This window comes from Leptospiraceae bacterium, assembly GCA_015075105.1.
Taxonomy (GTDB): Bacteria; Spirochaetota; Leptospiria; order Leptospirales; family Leptospiraceae; genus JABWCC01.
This window is the reverse complement of the sequence record JABTUZ010000001.1, coordinates 1,428,209-1,445,913: the sequence shown is the minus strand read 5'-3', so window position 1 is coordinate 1,445,913 and position 17,705 is coordinate 1,428,209. Positions and strand designations below refer to the sequence as shown.

19 protein-coding genes and 1 pseudogene are annotated in these 17,705 nt (G+C 33.6%); 17 read left to right on the top strand and 3 right to left on the bottom strand.

Annotated elements, in window-relative coordinates:
* Nucleotides 1–78 precede the first annotated feature (78 nt).
* The 3 genes from HS129_07030 (at nucleotide 79) to HS129_07020 (ending at nucleotide 1,707) form a co-directional block, all read left to right on the top strand.
* Nucleotides 79–534, top strand: a complete 456-nt coding sequence (locus tag HS129_07030; GenBank protein MBE7411802.1) for a hypothetical protein — start codon at nucleotides 79–81, stop codon at nucleotides 532–534.
* A gap of 20 nt (nucleotides 535–554) precedes the next feature.
* Nucleotides 555–908 carry a hypothetical protein gene (locus tag HS129_07025; GenBank protein MBE7411801.1) on the top strand — a complete coding sequence of 118 codons (354 nt, stop codon included), beginning with the start codon at nucleotides 555–557 and terminating at the stop codon, nucleotides 906–908.
* A gap of 136 nt (nucleotides 909–1,044) precedes the next feature.
* Nucleotides 1,045–1,707, top strand: coding sequence for a hypothetical protein (locus tag HS129_07020; protein MBE7411800.1), 663 nt, complete (start codon nucleotides 1,045–1,047; stop codon nucleotides 1,705–1,707).
* On the opposite strand, the pseudogene HS129_07015 reads toward HS129_07020, so the two are convergent.
* From HS129_07015 to HS129_07005, 3 genes and pseudogenes are all read right to left on the bottom strand, one after another.
* A pseudogene (locus HS129_07015) lies at nucleotides 1,704–2,909 on the bottom strand (IS256 family transposase). The gene HS129_07020 and the pseudogene HS129_07015 overlap by 4 nt on opposite strands.
* Before the next feature lie 44 nt (nucleotides 2,910–2,953).
* Nucleotides 2,954–3,238 (bottom strand): hypothetical protein, encoded by a 285-nt coding sequence (locus HS129_07010; protein MBE7411799.1) that lies wholly within the window; start codon nucleotides 3,236–3,238, stop codon nucleotides 2,954–2,956.
* The gene (locus tag HS129_07005) at nucleotides 3,235–3,774 is read right to left on the bottom strand and encodes a transposase (GenBank protein MBE7411798.1); all 540 of its coding nucleotides are present in this window, start codon (nucleotides 3,772–3,774) and stop codon (nucleotides 3,235–3,237) included. The genes HS129_07010 and HS129_07005 overlap by 4 nt, the downstream gene beginning before the upstream one ends.
* Before the next feature lie 34 nt (nucleotides 3,775–3,808).
* Between HS129_07005 and HS129_07000 the strand changes: the two genes are divergently transcribed.
* The 14 genes from HS129_07000 (at nucleotide 3,809) to HS129_06935 (ending at nucleotide 17,703) form a co-directional block, all read left to right on the top strand.
* Nucleotides 3,809–5,638 (top strand): carbamoyltransferase, encoded by a 1,830-nt coding sequence (locus HS129_07000; protein ID MBE7411797.1) that lies wholly within the window; start codon nucleotides 3,809–3,811, stop codon nucleotides 5,636–5,638.
* Entirely contained in the window at nucleotides 5,635–6,030 is a 396-nt protein-coding gene (locus HS129_06995) for a hypothetical protein (protein MBE7411796.1), read from the top strand. The genes HS129_07000 and HS129_06995 overlap by 4 nt, the downstream gene beginning before the upstream one ends.
* On the top strand, nucleotides 5,997–6,140 hold the full coding sequence (locus tag HS129_06990; protein MBE7411795.1) for a hypothetical protein: 144 nt from the start codon (nucleotides 5,997–5,999) through the stop codon (nucleotides 6,138–6,140). The genes HS129_06995 and HS129_06990 overlap by 34 nt, the downstream gene beginning before the upstream one ends.
* Nucleotides 6,141–6,166: 26 nt before the next feature.
* A complete protein-coding gene (locus HS129_06985; GenBank protein ID MBE7411794.1) occupies nucleotides 6,167–7,372 on the top strand; it encodes a hypothetical protein in 1,206 nt (401 codons plus the stop codon).
* Nucleotides 7,373–7,508: 136 nt separating this feature from the next.
* Nucleotides 7,509–8,171 (top strand): class I SAM-dependent methyltransferase, encoded by a 663-nt coding sequence (locus tag HS129_06980; GenBank protein MBE7411793.1) that lies wholly within the window; start codon nucleotides 7,509–7,511, stop codon nucleotides 8,169–8,171.
* Nucleotides 8,168–9,379, top strand: coding sequence for a glycosyltransferase family 4 protein (locus HS129_06975; GenBank protein ID MBE7411792.1), 1,212 nt, complete (start codon nucleotides 8,168–8,170; stop codon nucleotides 9,377–9,379). Before HS129_06980 ends, HS129_06975 begins: the two co-directional genes overlap by 4 nt.
* Before the next feature lie 68 nt (nucleotides 9,380–9,447).
* Entirely contained in the window at nucleotides 9,448–10,062 is a 615-nt protein-coding gene (locus HS129_06970) for a class I SAM-dependent methyltransferase (GenBank protein ID MBE7411791.1), read from the top strand.
* A gap of 46 nt (nucleotides 10,063–10,108) precedes the next feature.
* Nucleotides 10,109–10,867, top strand: coding sequence for an FkbM family methyltransferase (locus HS129_06965; protein MBE7411790.1), 759 nt, complete (start codon nucleotides 10,109–10,111; stop codon nucleotides 10,865–10,867).
* 213 nt (nucleotides 10,868–11,080) lie between these two features.
* Entirely contained in the window at nucleotides 11,081–11,980 is a 900-nt protein-coding gene (locus HS129_06960) for an SDR family oxidoreductase (GenBank protein MBE7411789.1), read from the top strand.
* Entirely contained in the window at nucleotides 11,977–12,993 is a 1,017-nt protein-coding gene (locus HS129_06955; GenBank protein ID MBE7411788.1) for a glycosyltransferase, read from the top strand. The genes HS129_06960 and HS129_06955 overlap by 4 nt, the downstream gene beginning before the upstream one ends.
* A 251-nt stretch (nucleotides 12,994–13,244) precedes the next feature.
* Nucleotides 13,245–14,405: a hypothetical protein gene (locus HS129_06950; protein MBE7411787.1), complete on the top strand. Its 1,161-nt coding sequence runs from the start codon at nucleotides 13,245–13,247 to the stop codon at nucleotides 14,403–14,405.
* Nucleotides 14,402–15,562, top strand: a complete 1,161-nt coding sequence (locus HS129_06945; GenBank protein ID MBE7411786.1) for a glycosyltransferase family 4 protein — start codon at nucleotides 14,402–14,404, stop codon at nucleotides 15,560–15,562. Before HS129_06950 ends, HS129_06945 begins: the two co-directional genes overlap by 4 nt.
* A complete protein-coding gene (locus HS129_06940; protein MBE7411785.1) occupies nucleotides 15,555–16,589 on the top strand; it encodes a polysaccharide biosynthesis protein in 1,035 nt (344 codons plus the stop codon). Before HS129_06945 ends, HS129_06940 begins: the two co-directional genes overlap by 8 nt.
* 1 nt (nucleotide 16,590) lies before the next feature.
* Nucleotides 16,591–17,703 (top strand): SDR family oxidoreductase, encoded by a 1,113-nt coding sequence (locus tag HS129_06935; GenBank protein MBE7411784.1) that lies wholly within the window; start codon nucleotides 16,591–16,593, stop codon nucleotides 17,701–17,703.
* Nucleotides 17,704–17,705: the final 2 nt, after the last annotated feature.

The window sequence follows — 17,705 nt, the reverse complement described above, 5'->3', positions numbered from 1 at the left end:
TCCTATGAAAAGAATTTTTTTGTAACCAAGTATCCTTTTCTGGAGAGAGATTATCAAAACTTTGGGATCGAGAAGTATATGGAAAAAAATGAATTCAAAGAGGTAAGTTATTTTTACAATTTTGGAGATAAAGATGGTAATAATTGTGATCTGGCAGATAACTTTTCAGTTTGTTTTAGTTCTCTATCAGCAATGATAGGAATTGCAAAATATATGGGATTTTCAAAAGCGATTTTAATTGGGTGCGATTATTTGGGGTTACCAAGAATGGAAAGCCATTTTTATTCAGATAAACAACCTTTTTTTAGTAAAGATTCAATAAATGAATATACAAACAGTATTCAATTGGCATCAAATGGAATAGATATTTTTGTAATTTTAACAAAGTCAGCAACCTCATCCCTATTTTCTTATGCTACTTATGAAGATTATTTTAGAGTAAAAGAAAAATACCAGGAAAATACGGAATTTATTGATGAGTTTTATATAAGATTATTAAGAGATGCATCATCCAAAAATTTAGTTTATATGTAATAGATAAGAATTTAGTATAAATGAAAAAAAAAGTTGTATATATTTCTCATGTAAAGTTTTCTTCAAAAATAGCAGAACATTGGCTTTATGATGATTTAGAAAAAAATGGGTTTGCTTGTGAGTATCTTAATGTTAGTTTATTATGTAGAAATGGCTATATCTTTGATTTGGAACCTTATAGAAATGAAATAATTATTAGATGTTTTTCAGAGTTTAATAATTATATAAAAGATCTAAAAAATCGCAATGCTATTTATATTTTGTTATTTTTGCCCCATAAGTTTTCTTTTATTAAAATTTATAGATATTTGGCAAAACAAAATTGCCGTAAGATTTATTTTTCATGGGGAACTTTTAAAAAAAATAAAAAGTAATTCATTCCAGCGAAGAGCGTTTTGGTCCCGTATAAAAAATTTTATTTTTAGGATTTATAATAAGTTTTTTATTGGATTTTATAAGCAATTAAATTTAATTTCTCCTTTTGATATAATTTTTACCGCAGGCAATAATATGAAAAGTACGAGGGAATTATTCTATCAAAAAATTTCGATTAATTTATGTGATAATGACGCTTATCTCAGTGTAAGAGAAAAAGAGTGTTGGGTAACAACAGATAAATATGTTGTGTTTTTAGATTCCGGTATGGTCAATCATTTATATGATCCGGATATATACAAAATGGTGCCTCAAGTTTATTATAACAAAATGAATTCGGTGTTTAGAATTATTGAAAAATCTGGTTTGCGAGTAATAATTGCATCTCATCCGACCATTGATTATAATAAAAGTATTTTTGAAGATAGAGAAATTATTAAATTTAATACAGCTCAGTTAGTAAAGTATTGTGAGTTTGTAATAGTTCATCAATCAACATCTCACTCATATGCGATATTATTTAAAAAACCAATAATAATAATAATAATGATAACAACAGATGAAATGAAATACCATGTATTTGATAATCCTGTAGACTCGATGCAGGGAATTGCTTCAGAGTTAAACCTCAAAATCTTTAGAGCAGAGAGCTTTGATAATTTAGAATACATGGACTCTCTGTCTATTAATAACGAACTATATGAATGTTATAAATTTAATTATTTAGTTAGTCGTGGTGTTGAAAATAAGAAAAATAGAGGGTGTAGGAAATTTTGTGTAAAATCCTTTTCCGTTTAAATTTCCATTCTCCCTTCAAAATTTATTGCAAACTGATTAATCGCAGCACCCCAATCCCGGATAGGCATGGTCCATTTTTTTGATGCATTCTGCAGAGCCAGATACAACAGTTTTTTTGCCGCATCATCATTGGGAAATGAAGCCCGGTTTTGATCACTTTTCAGAAGCGTCATATTCAAAGACTCGATTGCATTGGTTGTGTAAATTACTTTTCTGATTTCTGCCGGATAGGCAAGAAAAGGAATTATCTCATTCCATCTGTTTTCCCAGGATTTTGAAATCATCGGATATTTTGAATCCCATTTTTAGAAAATTCCTGAAGTTTTAATTTTGCTTCCTCAACGTTCACTGCACGATAGATTTTTTCAAGTCAGATGAAAGCTCTTTTCGATTTTTAAAGGAAACATACTTCAGAGAATTTCTGACCATATGAACGATACAAAGCTGAACTTCGGCATTTGGATAAATAGTTTTAATCGCTCCCGAAAACCGGTAAGTCCATCAACACAGGCAATCAATATATCCTGCAACCCACGGTTTTTAGTTCAGTCAGGATTTGGAGCCAGAACTTGGATCCTTCATTTTCTTCAATCCAGAAGCCCAAAACCTCTTTTAAACCGTTCATATTGACGCCGATAGCCATATGAACAGCCTTGTTTTTGACCTGACCATCGTCTCTAATTTTGACCCTCAATGCATCAAGATAAATAATCGGATAGATTGAATCAATAGGTCTGGTCTGCCATTTTACTACTTCTTCGATTACACCATCTGTTACTGTGGAGATCAGATCAGAGAAACTTCAACCTGATAGATTTCCTGAAGATGAGCCTGGATGTCGCGTGTCGTCATTCCTCGCCGCATACATAAAATTATTTTATCATCAAATCCATTCAATGGGTCTGGTTTTTCTTGATTATCTTCGGTTCAAATTCAGATTCCGGTCTCTGGAACGTCGATTTCCAGGTTTCAAAATCCCTTGATAGTCTTTTTCAAAAACCATTAGGAATTGCCGGCACCATTTTGCCGAGAATGTTTTCATAACCCAATTCATGGGTCAGTTCCTGCCGCATAGCCTTCTCGACTATAGCTTTGGTTAATTCTTTCAGAAGACCATTTTCACCGATCAATTCTTCAGGATTTTTGTATTCCTTGATCAACTCTTCAAGGAGCTCGTCTTTCTGGATTTTGTTTTGCCATATTCTTTACCCTCTTTTATTTTCGGAGTAAAGATATTTACACAAAATTAATTACACCTTCTTTCAGTCCTTACAAATACCTTTAAAAAATCATCGATTACCGCAACAACCTTTTTAGTAAAGAGGATTCCTCTTTCTCGTAACTGATCAAGACAAGAAAGAACTACTTCTGTATTTTCGGTAGAACCTTGAGAAATCGATAGAAAATGCTTCTCGCCTAACGTATCAACATCGAGAATAACAATGACTACATCACCTCCAATGTGGATGAAATCAACCATTATGACCCAGAAAATTCGGTCTGCTATTTTTCTAGAATTCAGTTCATTCAAATACGATCTGGATTCCTTAATGAAGTGCCGAGAGAAATAGAACTTTTCGATATGCCAAATTCTTCTTCTAATTCTCGAACAACATCATCATAGGAACATGTAATCAATCCTGAGATCATTAACTTAAATACATGGTTGAATAGCGCAGTTTTATCCTTCATTTTTTGATATGATTCCGATTGAATTTCTTTATTATGCTGACGGACTCTTGGTTTTCCAATTGGAACTTTCTTACCGTTTAAAATAATACTGCCCTTGTCACTACCAGCTCGGTGGGCAAGACCTCCTTTTTTATGCTGAAACGATGAACCGCAAAGAAGAGTTACTTCTTCTTCGATGATACCCGTAATCATTTTAACAGCACTTTTACGAACGAAACGTTCTATTTCAGTCACAGCATATTTGCGAAAATCGTTCATACTCATTTTTTTTGATTGATCAGAGGATTGAGATTTGTTTTGTTTGTTCATTGGGAACCTTTTATTATTTATTTTTTTGCCAAAAACCATAGTTAATGTATGAAAAATTTGTCGCATAGCCGTGTCCGATTTTCCGGGGGAAGATCACTATTTGAAAATATACTATTTAAGCAAAGGAAAAAAAATGATAGTTTTAGGTATTAATGAAGACCATAATGCAACTGCTGCCTTAATCAAAGATGGAGAGGTCATTGCTTGCTCGTCCGAAGAAAGATTTTCTCGCGTAAAAAATGATTCAGAATATCCATTTAAGGCTATAAATTCAATTTTAGAGTCAACTGGCATAACTCCAGAACAAATTGATGCTATTGCTTTTGCCACTGAAACTATAGATGCTATCCAACTACGAACAAAAAGAATAACACGATACTCTATAAGCGATTATGTAAAAGAGATGCATGAACACTGGAGAAAGGTTTTATATGAGAATAAGTCTTCTACTTTTTGGGAAGATTTATTGAATGATGGGCGTTTTAATAAACCTAATGAAAATTACTATGATTACAGTTATATGGATAAAATGCCACAGGAACTGTGGCAGCAATTAGCAAGTGAAGAGAGAAAAAATACTGTTCATAGACACTTATCTATTTCAAAAGAAAAAATCAAAGCCATAGACCATCACACATCGCATGCTTACTATGCATATTTTGCATCGCCATATAGCGTTTCTCAAAAAGCAACGATTATTACTGCAGACGGTTGGGGAGATGGTTGTAATGCAACTATTAGTATTGTTGAAAAAGGAAAAATTAAGGAAATTCATCGAACAGGTATGTGTCATCTTGCAAGAATATATCGATGGATTACTCTTCTTTTAGGAATGAAACCTAATGAGCATGAGTACAAAGTAATGGGGCTTGCAGCATATGCTCAAGATTATGTGAGAGATCCGGCGTATGCAATTTTAAAAGAAACTCTTGTGGTTGATGGGATTGACTTTCGATGGAAAAATAAACCGACCGATATGTATTTTTACTTTCAGGAAAAGTTTGAGGGTTTGAGATTTGATGGAATTGCTGCTGGATTACAGTTATGGCTTGAGGATATGCTTTCGGACTGGGTAACTAATGTGATGAAACATACCAAAACAGACATTCTTTATTTTAGCGGCGGATTGGCTATGAATGTGAAAGCAAATAAGGTTATCGCTGAATTGCCGGTTATAAAAAAATTGTATGTCTCCCCTAGCGGAGGCGATGAGTCTTTAGCAATTGGTGCTGCATATGTTGCTGCAAAGAATGCCGGGGATACACCTCGAACCTTACAGAATGCATATTTAGGTTATGCACCAACAGTTGAAGAGGCAAATGTTTCAGCTCGTCCGTTTCGAAGTGATTCTGCATTTAATGTGATCGATAATCCTGACAATGAATTCATAGCAGACTTGCTTGCAAATGGAAAAGTGCTTGGTAGATGTGTTGGAAAAATGGAGTTTGGAGCAAGGGCTCTCGGAAACCGTTCTATTCTCTGTAATCCGTCTAATTTTGATAATTTAAGAATTATCAATGAAAAAATAAAGTTTCGGGATTTTTGGATGCCTTTTACTCCCTCAATCCTCTTTGAACGTGGAAACGATTATTTGGTAAATCCAAAACAATTGGATGCTTACTACATGGCGCTGGCTTTTGACAGTACATCCATGGCAAAAAATCATATTAAAGCAGCTATGCATCCATACGATTTTTCTATCAGGGCGCAACTTGTTAAACAAGAAATGAATCCTGAGTATTATGCATTAATCAAAGCATTTGAACAAAAGACCGGAATCGGGGCACTTCTGAATACTTCTCTGAATCTTCATGGATCGCCTATCGTATGCAATGCGGAAGATGCTATTGAAACTTTAGTAAAATCAGGATTGGATGGCATGCTCCTGCCCGGTATTCTGATAATAAAAAAGGAATCAATTTTAAAATGACAGTGAAATCCTGGATACATGATCAGACTGATCTGAATATTGCACAGTTTGATACTGCAATGGAAATTTATTATCCGGAATCAAAAAGTTATGTCCGCGACCCCGGGGAGCATATCAAAAGAATTTGTGAAGAGTGCAATTATCTGGAAGCTGTAAAATTGATTGAATGGAATAAATATTTGTCGCCCGGCTCTTCTGTGATGGATATGGGATGCGGAGGCGGATGGTTAACTGCATACCTTTCAAAATTTGAATTTGTGAAAACAATATATGCACTTGATTCGAGTAAGCAGTATCTTTCCGGAATGATGCCTCAGGTTGTAAAACTTATGGAAGGAAAAATTAAAAAGGTGCTTGGATTGGTGCGAATAGTATTATACTTCCAGGTGTAACCATTGGAGTGAATTCTGTTGTTGGGGCTGGAAGCATCATTACAAAAAGTGTACCGGATTATACAGTTGCTGCCGGTAATCCTGCAAAACTAATTAAACGGCTATTATAATTTTTTTTAATTAAATAAGATATTAAATGTCACAAATACCAGTTAATCGAAGATATGTATTAATTTATCCATATAAATTCGTGGATACTCTTTATACTATAATGGGATTGGATGGATTCAGTGCCACAACAGAAATTGTAATTTTAGATATATCACATGTTCTTAATAGGGAATTCTCCAATGCGATTAAAGCACTTTCAACATTAGGGAATATTAAGAAGATAGGTTCATTACGTGATTTCATATCAGAAATTAAAAACATCAGGGAACAATCGGAAAATATCAAAACCTGTGTAAATTATATGATCCCCATGAACTCTATTGTAGAATATATCATTAACTTGATAGGATATTTTTATATCAGAAACAGCAGTATAAAAGTTATAAATTTTATCAACACTGGTCTTCCCGTTTTTGATCAAAAGAGTAAGAAATCAAATTGGCTTACAAAAATAAAAGAGCTGTCATCCTTCAGACATTTTTTCAATAAAAAAAAGGCTTTTTTCTGGTATAGAATTCCTTCCCCGATGAACTCACTTATATCGCACAAACTGATAGCAGGAAATTACTATCTTGATAAAGTTTTTAATGAAGCTCAAAAATATAAAATTTTGAAAGGACATAGTTTTGACTTCGACAGATGTTTATCATTAAAAAAAGGCAATATACAAAAACAGGATACAGGTGTAATAGTTTTTTTGGATGAACCGGGACCGATGTTTGCAAGTGACTATAAAATTACCGGTGAAACAGTTTATAAGACAATTGAAGTTTGGTATCCGGCTCTTTGTAGGTTTTTTGATAGGCTTGAATTCTTGTTCAATGCAAGGGTGGTCATTGCTGCGCATTACAAAAGTGCTTTTACCTCACCTTCGGAAGTATTTGGCGGTCGTGAAGTTTATTATGGACGAACCAGGGAACTTATTGAAAATGCAAATCTTGTAATTACAGAGCAAAGCACTGCAGTTTCTTATGCTGTAATATATAAAAAACCGATTTATTACATTTATTCTGATGAGTCAAAACAAGATATTTGGCTTATGAATTTTATGAAAAATATATCTGAACTTCTTGGTCAGCCTTTGTTGAGTATTAATCATTTAGAATGTATTCCAAAAACTTATCCTTTAGTGGATAGAAATAAATATTTTCATTATCTGAATGAGTTTTTGACTTCATTTGGTGAAGGAAGAACAAATTCAGAGATCATTGAACAGGAAGTATTAATATAAAAATATGAATAATAAAATCAAAAAAGAAAATTACAATATGAAAAGAATCCTAAAAAAATTAATTGATCCTAAGTTTCTATTAAGTATTCCTTCTAGAATAAAGTATATTCTAATACGATTTTATCATGAAAAGATTTTGTTTAAATCTGCATCAAAGGAAGTTATTTTTACAAGTATATGGAAAATTAACTATTGGGGGAATCATGAGAGTTTATCCGGTATCGGTTCAACTCTTGAGCAGACTGAAAAATTACGTGAGCAATTACCAAATATGTTTTTTAAATTCGGAATAAATTCAGTTTTTGACGCTCCCTGCGGAGATCTGAACTGGATGCAGCATATTTTAAAAAAAGGTGGCTTCAATTATCTGGGCGGGGATATCGTAAGTGCTATTGTTGAGAAAAATAATAAAAAATTTAGTAATCAAAATGTAAATTTTATAAAATTCGATATTACCAGAGACACATTTCCGATTGCTGATTTATGGATATGTCGCGCAGTATTGTATCATCTTTCTAATTTGGATATTTATCTGGCTCTTGAGAAGTTTACAGAATCAAAAATAAAATATATCCTAACTACAAATTGCGTAACAGATAATAATCATGTAAATAAAGATATACATACAGGGGATTGGAGATCTCTTAACCTTACTCTGCCACCATTCAATTTTCCAAAAGACCCTCTCTGGGAAATAGATGATTATGTTGATCCACATCCACCTATGACTATTTCTTTATGGACTAAAGAGCAGGTCGAAAGTGTATTACCAAACCTTCGAAAAATATACAAACATTGAATATTTGTTTTTTTACAGAAAATTCTTACAAAGGCGGATTAGATACTTTCTTAATAAATCTATTTAACGCTTGGCCGGACAAAGAAGATGAGCTGACTCTTGTCTGTAATGATAATCATCCAGGTCTTGAAACTATTGTAGAAAAAATAGTTCGTCCCATAAAGATCAAAACATATAGTAGGGTGTTTATCAGTAAGATTGTGCAAGGTAATAGTCAGTTAAATATAATTCGTAAACTCTTTATGTTGGCTTTTATTGTATTGCAATATCCGATACTTTTTCCTTGGTATGTAATTACTCTGACTTTATTTTTTCGTAAGAGCTTCTACGATCGTCTGATAGTTGTGAATGGAGGTTACCCTGCAAGTTTGCTTTGTCGGTGTGCGGCGATCGCATGGAGACTATCGAGGAAACAGTCTCTTGTAATATTTAATTTTCACAACTCTGCAGTGAAACCATCCTGGTATTTTTGGGTACCTGAATATTTTATTGATCTTGCTGTTTTATGGTCGTGTTCGAAATTAGTGAGTGTATCGAAGAATTGTCTTGGATCTTTAAATAACCGGAAAGCCTTCCGTGGTTGTAACAAATTGTATTACATTTATAATGGTATTGAGGATCCGGCAGAAAAAATAGAATATATTGATTGCAAAGAAAAGATTCAACAAACAGGACAAAAATATTGTTTAATGCTTGCGACTTATGAACAAAGAAAAGGGCATACTTTTCTTTTACAGGCTTTTCAATTTGTGGTTAAAGATTTTCCGGATGTTGTTTTAAAAATCTACGGCTACGGTAAACCTATTGAAAAACAGATTGTTGCTGATGAAGTTAAACGACTCTCGCTTGAAAACAATGTTATGCTAAATGACTTTACACCGGATACTGCTTTTTTGATTGCCAATGCAAGTGTAATTGTTGTTCCATCACAGGAATATGAATCATTTGGTTTAACAATAATAGAAGCAATGGCTTTCGGTGTTCCGGTTGTCACAACCGATGTTGGTGGAATGCCTGAGGTACTTTCTGGAAGCAATGCAGGTTTTGTTTGTTCAAAGAGTGATCCGGAAACATTTGGTCGCACAATCTGTAAAATTTTCAGAGATTCTTCTTTAGCAACAGAACTGAGCAAAAATGGAAGAATGGTGTTTGAAGAAAGATTTACTGCTAATAAAATGGCAATAAGTTATAGAGATTTAATAAAGTGAAAATATTGAAAACAATTCGGAAGGTTATAAGAAATGCAATTTCTCCTGTATGGTTATTGGACAGAAGAATGGATATTTCTACACGAAAAATTCTTTCCGAATGCGTGAAGAAAAATTCAAAATGGCTCGATGTCGGTTGTGGACTTAAACCATTTGCATCAAGTTTTAACCATGCCAGTTATACAGGAATTGATGTTGAGGTGAGTGGAAGATCTGAAGACTTAAAAAAACCTGATAAGTTTTTTGATGGTGTCAATATTCCATATAAAGATAGACAGTTTGATGGAATCCTTTGCACACAGGTTCTTGAACATGTAGAGAATCTGGATTCACTGTTAGCAGAATGCAATCGCGTATTAAAAACAGGCGGAATCTTCGTAGTATCTGTTCCGTTTGTATATAAAGAACATGAACAACCACATGATTTTAGACGTTTTACCAGTTTTGGATTGAAGCAGACTTTTTCCCGCTTTTTTTTTCATACAACGTCGAGTGAAAAATGTCTTTCTGCGATTGAAACGATTGCAACATTATTTAGTGTCTATGTGAATAATAATATCGGAGTAAGAAATAAATTTGTACTTATTTTAACAGGATGTTTAATCACATTACCGATTCTTGTAACTTCAATTTTTCTATCAAAATTCTTCCTGACAATAGGGAGTTATTCTGTGTGCTGGTAAATCATTCAGTGAAGATTAAAAATCTAAAAAAGATAAGAGAAACAAAATGAATAGACTTGGTTTAATAAAAAAAATAATGCTGAAAATTTTGCGAAAGTTCAGACTCAAATTGTTCAAAATCGGACCTTACTCTATTTTTGATTTTGAGAGTTTTCTATATCGTCACCTTGAAGTTCATAAAACACTGACCTTTATTCAGATAGGTGCTAATGACGGGATTATGAACGATCCTATCTATCAATTTAATATAGAAAATAAAGATGTCGTTTCAGGTTTTGTAATTGAGCCATTGCCTGATATTTTTGAAAAATTAGTTAAGAATTATAAGAGATGCCCTAATATTTTACCTTTTAATCTTGCTATACATCAATCAAAAAAAGAAGCGACTTTGTATAGAGTTAAACCAGAATATGAAAATAAGGTTTCTGATTTTGCCAAAGGGATAGCCTCTTTTAACTCTTCGCATTGGAAAAAAACTACTCTTATTCCAAACGATGACTATATGGAGGAAATTAAGGTTTCGTGTGTATCGTTTTTTGAATTTATAAAAGCCAATTCAATTAAAAATCTTGACCTACTTTTATTGGATACTGAAGGCTACGACTATGAAATATTGATGTCTATAGATTTTAATAAAATAAAACCTAAAATAATAAGATTTGAGCATGGAATTCGCAATCAGGTAATGAGTAAAACTCAGTTTATTCAGTTGTGCAAACATTTGAACAAACATGGGTATCAAATAATAGGCGAAAGTTACGATGCAACTGCATATCTTTTAGATTCAGATAGCTTAATTTTTTGATATAGTATTTTAATAAAAATATTCTTGAATTCTAATTTTTGTAAGCCAATCGCTGGAGTAAAATTCCAAAATTATAATATTTTTAGACGGGTTAAGAAAAATAATTTTAGCAATTACATTCCTAAGGGGTATTGCCTCTTATTACTAGTGAAAAAGCTATTACTCGAATTCATTATAGGTGCTTATGGGTTTTAAAATTCAAGGGAATATTCATTGGAAAAAAAAAGAATCTTAATCACCGGTGGAACCGGGTTACTGGGGAAAGCTTTGATTGCTACAGCTCCGGTGGATGCAATAATTGCAGTTACTTATATGAACGATATGATATCCAATTTGCCGGCTTCGATTGAATCAAAAAAAATCAATCTAGAGTATGCTGATGATCTGGTTCGTTTTGTGAAAGAATTTAAGCCTGATGTTCTTTTTCATACTGCAGGAATCGGGAGTGTGGACGATGCTGAAAAAAATCAGACTCATGCAAAAAAAATTAATTACGATATTCTAGCTCCTTTAGTGGAATGTTTAAATGAAATTCATTCCACTTTAGTATTTATTTCTTCTAATGCGGTATATGACGGCGAATCGCCACCTTATAATGAAGAATCAGAGCAGAGGGCAGTAAATTATTACGGTCAGTTAAAAATTCTATCAGAAAAGTATGTTCGGGAAAATTCCAGTCAATATATTATTATTCGCCCAATTTTGATCTATGGGTGGCCACAGGAAGGAAGAAGGGACAATCCTTTTAGCTGGATCATAAAAAAGCTTTCAAATAATGAACCCATGAAATTGGTAAACGATACAGTTACCATGCCTTTGTTGGATAGAGATTGCGCGAATGTATGCTGGAAGTCTCTTTCTTTTCCCGGTCAGAGTTTTAATGTAGCAGGTTCAGAAAAGACCACTTTTTATGATTTTGGAAAAGTAATTGCTGAGGAATTTGGATTCAACTCGGATTTGTTATCCCCTGTTGGTAGCGATGCATTTCCAACGATTGCAAAAAGACCCAGAGATACATCATACGATATTTCAAAAATTCGAACTTTGCTAGAGTTCCATCCTGTGGGAATTCGGGAAGGAGCAAGGTATTTAAAGGAAACCAGATCCTCTTGAAAATTCTGGTTATTGGAGAAAAAAATTGGCATGGCCGTTGGGTTGAAGGGACTTATGAAGCTTTTCAAAAGGTCGCCGATGCAGATATTTTCTTTTACAAAGAAGAATCGCGGAATGTTTTTTTCAGGGGGTGCAATTTCCTTAGAAGGAAAATTCGGGTATTCGATGCTTTATATTCTCGTATTTTTAATATCAGAAGAAAAATTATTCAATTAGTAAAAAGAAATAATTATGATATGGTTTTTATTTTAAAAGGAGGAGATATCCAGGAAGAAATTCTTGCCGATATAAAAAAACATGTTCCTTTGCTTGCAAACTGGTGGGTAGATGATCCTTTTAACAAAGATGCAAATCAAAATCTTTACAAATATTACGATTTCTTTTTTATTTTTGATAGCTATTATATCCCTAAAATTCAAAAACTTGGGGTTCGACATGTTCACTGGTTGCCTTGCGCATTCAATCCCGCAAGTTATTTTCCGGGAGAAGTAAATCCAAAATATGTTACAGACCTTGCTTTTGTGGCATCGTATTTTCCTCCAAGGGAGGAATTGTTTATTCACCTGAAAAACGAAAAACTCGATATTTCCATCTGGGGTCCAGGTTGGGAGAAATCGCCTCTAGAAAAGTTTTTTCAAATGTATCCAAATTCATTAAAAGGAATCAATCTTCCAAATTCTGAAGCGGCAAGTCTTTACAGATCTGCAAAAATTTGTTTGAATCTGAACCACAATCATAGCAAGATTGACGGCATCAATCAGAGAATGCTGGAAATTATTGCATGTGGGGGCTTTCAAATTTGTGATTTCCGTGATGGCTTTTCATCGATTTTTGAAGACAAAAAAGAAATTGTTTATTTCAGGAAACCGGAAGAAATTCCTGGTCTAATTGATTTCTATCTGAAAAATGAGGACTTGAGAAAGTCCATCGTCCAAAAGGGATTGAAAAAGGTCAATGAGGAGCATAGTTTCGATGCAAGAGTAAAAGAAGTTCTACGGATAGTTAGCGGCTAAGAAATATTCATTTTTTTGAATTTAATCACAAAAACAAAATATAGTCTTTTTGAAGAGAAAAATGAACTGGATACACCAGGATTTTCAATACTAAATTTTATTATGACAAATCATGAATGCTTTATTAAATCATTTAATAAATGAATAATGTTTAATAATTCCCGATTCAGAATTTAATATGGAAGATTAAAAAGGAGTTAGTTTTGTTTGCCAATCCATTTTCAATAACTATTTCGACAAGGAAATTCTTTATGATTATTTCTTTGTTGCTTGTGCTTGCGTTAACTTTAGTGGGCTCCCCGATGTTATTTGAAAGATTAAAATTCGTAAACTCATTTACAAGGTTATATTTAGGAATCTTGGCATTGGTTTTCCTGGCTTTGGGCAATAAAAGATTTCATTATATAGATATTTTGATTTTGTTTTTTGTCTTAGGGAATTTTTGCATAGAGTTTTTATGGAAAAGTAAAGTTCAAAATATTTTATCCTATCTATCAATCATTTTGGTTTATGCTTTGTTTTTTAGGCTGTTGAAACTGGAAAAAGTATACCAGGATTTATTCTTAAAGATGTGGGTGAAATTAGGCTACATCGCTTCATTTGTGTTTTTATCTTTATTTTTCCTGAATCAGTTTACATCGATCAATACCGATATATTCAACTTGGAGTCCTTACTTGATCTCAGTCCAAATAACTTTAAGTTTCATCTGATGGGCATTACTCTAAATAAAATCTATGGATCGTCAATAATAACAAGAGTTTATGGATTTTTTGTTGAGCCACAATATGCAGGATTTTATTTTACAATGAATTTGCTTATAGCTTGTTATATCGGTAAATTTCGGAATAAAAAGCTATGGGTACTGATGAATTTATTGGCTGGTACAGTCACTTTTTCTTCAACTTTCTTTTTATCTTTAATCCCAATAAGTGTTTTAGCTTTTACTGGAAATAATTTTCGTTTTGTGTTTTATTTGATGCTTACCATTTTCTCATTATTTTGTATTTTCGAATATGAGAATATGAAACAAATGGAAATATTGAATCTGACTTCATTTGGAGATAGAGAAGATAGAATACGAGGTGCTTTAGTTGTATTAGAAAAGGCGACTCAACCTGATTTCTATTTTGGCCATGGTGTGGATTTCCAGAATACTTTTGGAGGAAAGCCCTTCTCTGCGGGATTTTTTGTTGCCTTGGTCGAAAGAGGTTTAATTGGATTACTTTTTGTATTTATAATGATTTTTTGTGCAATTGGAAAGAAATATACAGCGGGAATAATTTTGCTTCTCTATCTTTTGGCTGCTCCCCTTTATGTGAATTATCTATTCTGGATAAGTATTTTGGCGATTTGGGCAGGAGCAGAAAGAGGAAAAGAATTGAGGGAAAAAAGAATTTTAGCTAATCCATGATTCTTGGAATTGATGCTTCAAACATTCGTGGCGGTGGAGGAGTAACTCATATTGTTGAGTTATTGAAATCAGCAAATCCTTTTCAATACGGATTTGATAAAGTGTTGGTATGGGGTGGATCCGGAACCCTGGAAAAAATTGAGGATAGGCCTTGGTTGACGAAATGTGATGAGCCTTTGTTGAATAAATCTTTGCCGTTCCGGGTTTACTGGCAGAGATTTATTCTTTCCCGGCGTGCAAGGGCTTTTCATTGCGATATTTTATTTATACCCGGTAGTTCTTATTCTGGGAGTTTTCGACCCTACGTGACTTTGAGTCAAAACCTGCTTCCATTTGAATGGAAAGAAATGAGGCGTTATGGTTTTTCCTGGCAGATGATTCGGCTAATCATACTGCGTATATTGCAGTCTTCAACATTCAAAAATGCGGATGGAATGATTTTTCTCACACAGTATGCCAGAGATTCTGTATTAAAAGTAATCGGGAAAACAAATGGGATTTCCACCATCATTCCTCATGGGATAAATTTTGATTTTCGATGGCCGGTAAAAGTCCAAAAGAAAATTTCAACATATACAAAAAAAAAACCATTTCGAATACTTTATGTATCTACTGTGGATGTTTATAAACATCAGGATAATGTCTGTGAGGCAGTTTGGGCGTTAGTAAAAAAAGGGTATTCTCTCAGGCTGGATTTGGTAGGTCCATCTTTTCATTCTCTGTCATTGAAAAAATTGAAAGCAATATTGGAACTGACTGTGGAAGATTCTTTTCTGTATTATCATGGATCTATTCCTCATGGTGAACTAAAAAGTTGGTACAAACAGGCAGATCTTTTTGTTTTTGCTTCCAGTTGTGAGAATATGCCGATCATTTTAATGGAGTCTATGGTTGCTGGTCTTCCAATTGCATTGTCGAACAGGGGACCTATGCCAGAAGTTCTACAGGAAGATGGAGAATATTTTGATCCTGAAAATTCTTTTAGTATAGAGAAGGCAATTCAGAAATTAATAGAATCTCCTGCACTTCGAAAAAAAATGGCTAATGGGTCTTCTGCAAGGACAAAACTGTATAGCTGGAAAAAAAGTTCTAATGATAATTTTCAATTCTTTCAAAAAATAGCGCAAATACAAATGGAAAAAAAGAAAAATGTTTAATAAAAAAAATCTATTAATCACAGGTGGAACGGGTTCATTTGGAAAGGCAGTATTGAATCGGTTTTTAGCTAGCGATATTGCTGAAATCAGAATTTTTAGCAGGGACGAAAAGAAGCAGGATGATCTTAGGAAAAAATACAATAATCAAAAATTAAAATTTTTTATCGGCGATGTCAGGGACATGGATTCAATTCGGGGTGCTCTTAGGGGAGTGGATTATGTTTTTCATGCCGCGGCTCTTAAGCAAGTTCCATCTTGTGAGTTTCATCCAATGGAAGCAGTGAAAACGAATGTATTGGGAACCGAGAATGTAATTGAAGCCGGAATTCAATGTGGAGTCAGTAGGATTATCTGTTTGAGTACAGACAAGGCAGTCTATCCAATCAACGCTATGGGAATTTCCAAGGCGATGATGGAGAAGGTGATGGTAGCTAAGTCTCGAAGTTTAGAAAATTCCGGGATGGTAGTATGTGGCACTCGTTATGGAAACGTGATGGCATCTCGTGGTTCTGTGATTCCTTTATTTATAGAGCAGTTGCAGAATAATAAATCTTTTACAATTACTGATCCTTCAATGACTAGATTTATGATGACTCTGGAGGATGCGGTCGAACTTGTTTTATACGCATTTCAGAATGGACAAAACGGGGATATATTTGTACAAAAAGCACCTGCAGCAACTATTGAAACTTTAGCAAGAGCTATTTTGGAGCTTTTTCAAAAGCAAAATCACCCAATAGATATAATTGGTACAAGGCACGGTGAAAAATTATATGAAACCCTTCTAAGTAGGGAAGAAATGGCAAATGCAGAAGATCAGGGAAGTTATTACAGAATTCCTCCAGATTTAAGAGATTTGAATTATGGAAAATTCGTAGAAACAGGTGAGAAAAAAATTTCTAATTCGGAGGATTATAATTCTCACAACACCACAAGGCTTGATATTGAAGGAATGAAAAATTTACTTTTGAAATTAGAGTTTATTCGTAATCTTTTAGATGGAAAGCCAGCAGAATTTATAGATTAAAATGCGTGTTTTAGTAACCGGCGATAACGGATTTATATCTAAAAATTTAATTTCTTTCTTAAAGGAAAAATTAGAATTTCAAGTATTTTCTTTTTCTAGAGATGTTACTGATGAAAACTTGGACTCTCTTGTAAAAAAATCAGATTTTATTTTTCATCTTGCAGGTGTCAATAGACCAAAAGAAGTTAGTGAGTTTAAAAACATTAATGTAGGTGTCACAGAAAAAATCTGTAAGTCTCTACGAACTACAAATAGAAAGATTCCTATTGTGTTCTCGTCATCCATTCAAGCAGAGCTAAATAATGATTACGGTCAAAGTAAACTTGAGGCAGAAAAAATTTTATTAAATTTAGAAAATGAAACAGGCTCACCAGTTTTTATTTTTCGTATGCCCAATGTATTTGGTAAATGGTCTAAACCAAATTACAATTCTGTTGTAGCTACGTTTTGCTATAATATTTCCCATGATTTACCTATTCAGATTAATAATCCAGAAACTGAAATTATTCTTGTCTATATAGACGATGTAGTAGAAAAATTTTATTCTATACTGAAAAGCCCTCATGATAAAAAAGAGGATACTGTAATCCACCCTCAATACAAAATTAGTTTGGGAGAATTGGCAAAACTATTGTACAAATTTAGAGACAGTCGAAAAAACCTAGTTACTGAAAAGGTAGGCTGTGGGTTCGTGCGATCGTTGTACTCAACTTACATGAGTTATTTAGAGCCTGAAAATTTTAAATATACTCTTCCTTCTTATACAGATGAAAGAGGTGAGTTTGTTGAAATGTTGAAAACAACCGACTCAGGTCAGTTTTCTTTTTTTACCGCCAAGCCAGGCGTTACGAGGGGAGGCCACTACCACCATACGAAAACAGAAAAGTTTTTAGTGATAAAAGGAAAGGCTAAGTTTGGATTTAGACATCTCATTACAAATGAAAATCATACAATTTACACTTCGGGGGATTTTCCTGAAATCGTAGAGACCATTCCTGGTTGGGTTCACGACATCACAAACGTTGGTGAAGAAGAGATGATCGTAATGCTTTGGGCTAATGAAATTTTTGATCGGTCAAAACCTGACACTTATAGCCAAAAGGTTTTAGTATAAAT

Coding starts and splice junctions, on each gene's coding strand:
- HS129_06950 (MBE7411787.1), top strand. CDS start 13,245: ATGATTATTTCTTTGTTGCTTGTGCTTGCGTTAACTTTAGTGGGCTCC.
- HS129_06970 (MBE7411791.1), top strand. CDS start 9,448: ATGGATATTTCTACACGAAAAATTCTTTCCGAATGCGTGAAGAAAAAT.
- HS129_06940 (MBE7411785.1), top strand. CDS start 15,555: ATGTTTAATAAAAAAAATCTATTAATCACAGGTGGAACGGGTTCATTT.
- HS129_06965 (MBE7411790.1), top strand. CDS start 10,109: ATGAATAGACTTGGTTTAATAAAAAAAATAATGCTGAAAATTTTGCGA.
- HS129_07020 (MBE7411800.1), top strand. CDS start 1,045: ATGAAAAGTACGAGGGAATTATTCTATCAAAAAATTTCGATTAATTTA.
- HS129_06935 (MBE7411784.1), top strand. CDS start 16,591: ATGCGTGTTTTAGTAACCGGCGATAACGGATTTATATCTAAAAATTTA.
- HS129_07030 (MBE7411802.1), top strand. CDS start 79: ATGGAAAAAAATGAATTCAAAGAGGTAAGTTATTTTTACAATTTTGGA.
- HS129_07005 (MBE7411798.1), bottom strand. CDS start 3,774: ATGCGACAAATTTTTCATACATTAACTATGGTTTTTGGCAAAAAAATA.
- HS129_06945 (MBE7411786.1), top strand. CDS start 14,402: ATGATTCTTGGAATTGATGCTTCAAACATTCGTGGCGGTGGAGGAGTA.
- HS129_06995 (MBE7411796.1), top strand. CDS start 5,635: ATGACAGTGAAATCCTGGATACATGATCAGACTGATCTGAATATTGCA.
- HS129_07025 (MBE7411801.1), top strand. CDS start 555: ATGAAAAAAAAAGTTGTATATATTTCTCATGTAAAGTTTTCTTCAAAA.
- HS129_06985 (MBE7411794.1), top strand. CDS start 6,167: ATGTCACAAATACCAGTTAATCGAAGATATGTATTAATTTATCCATAT.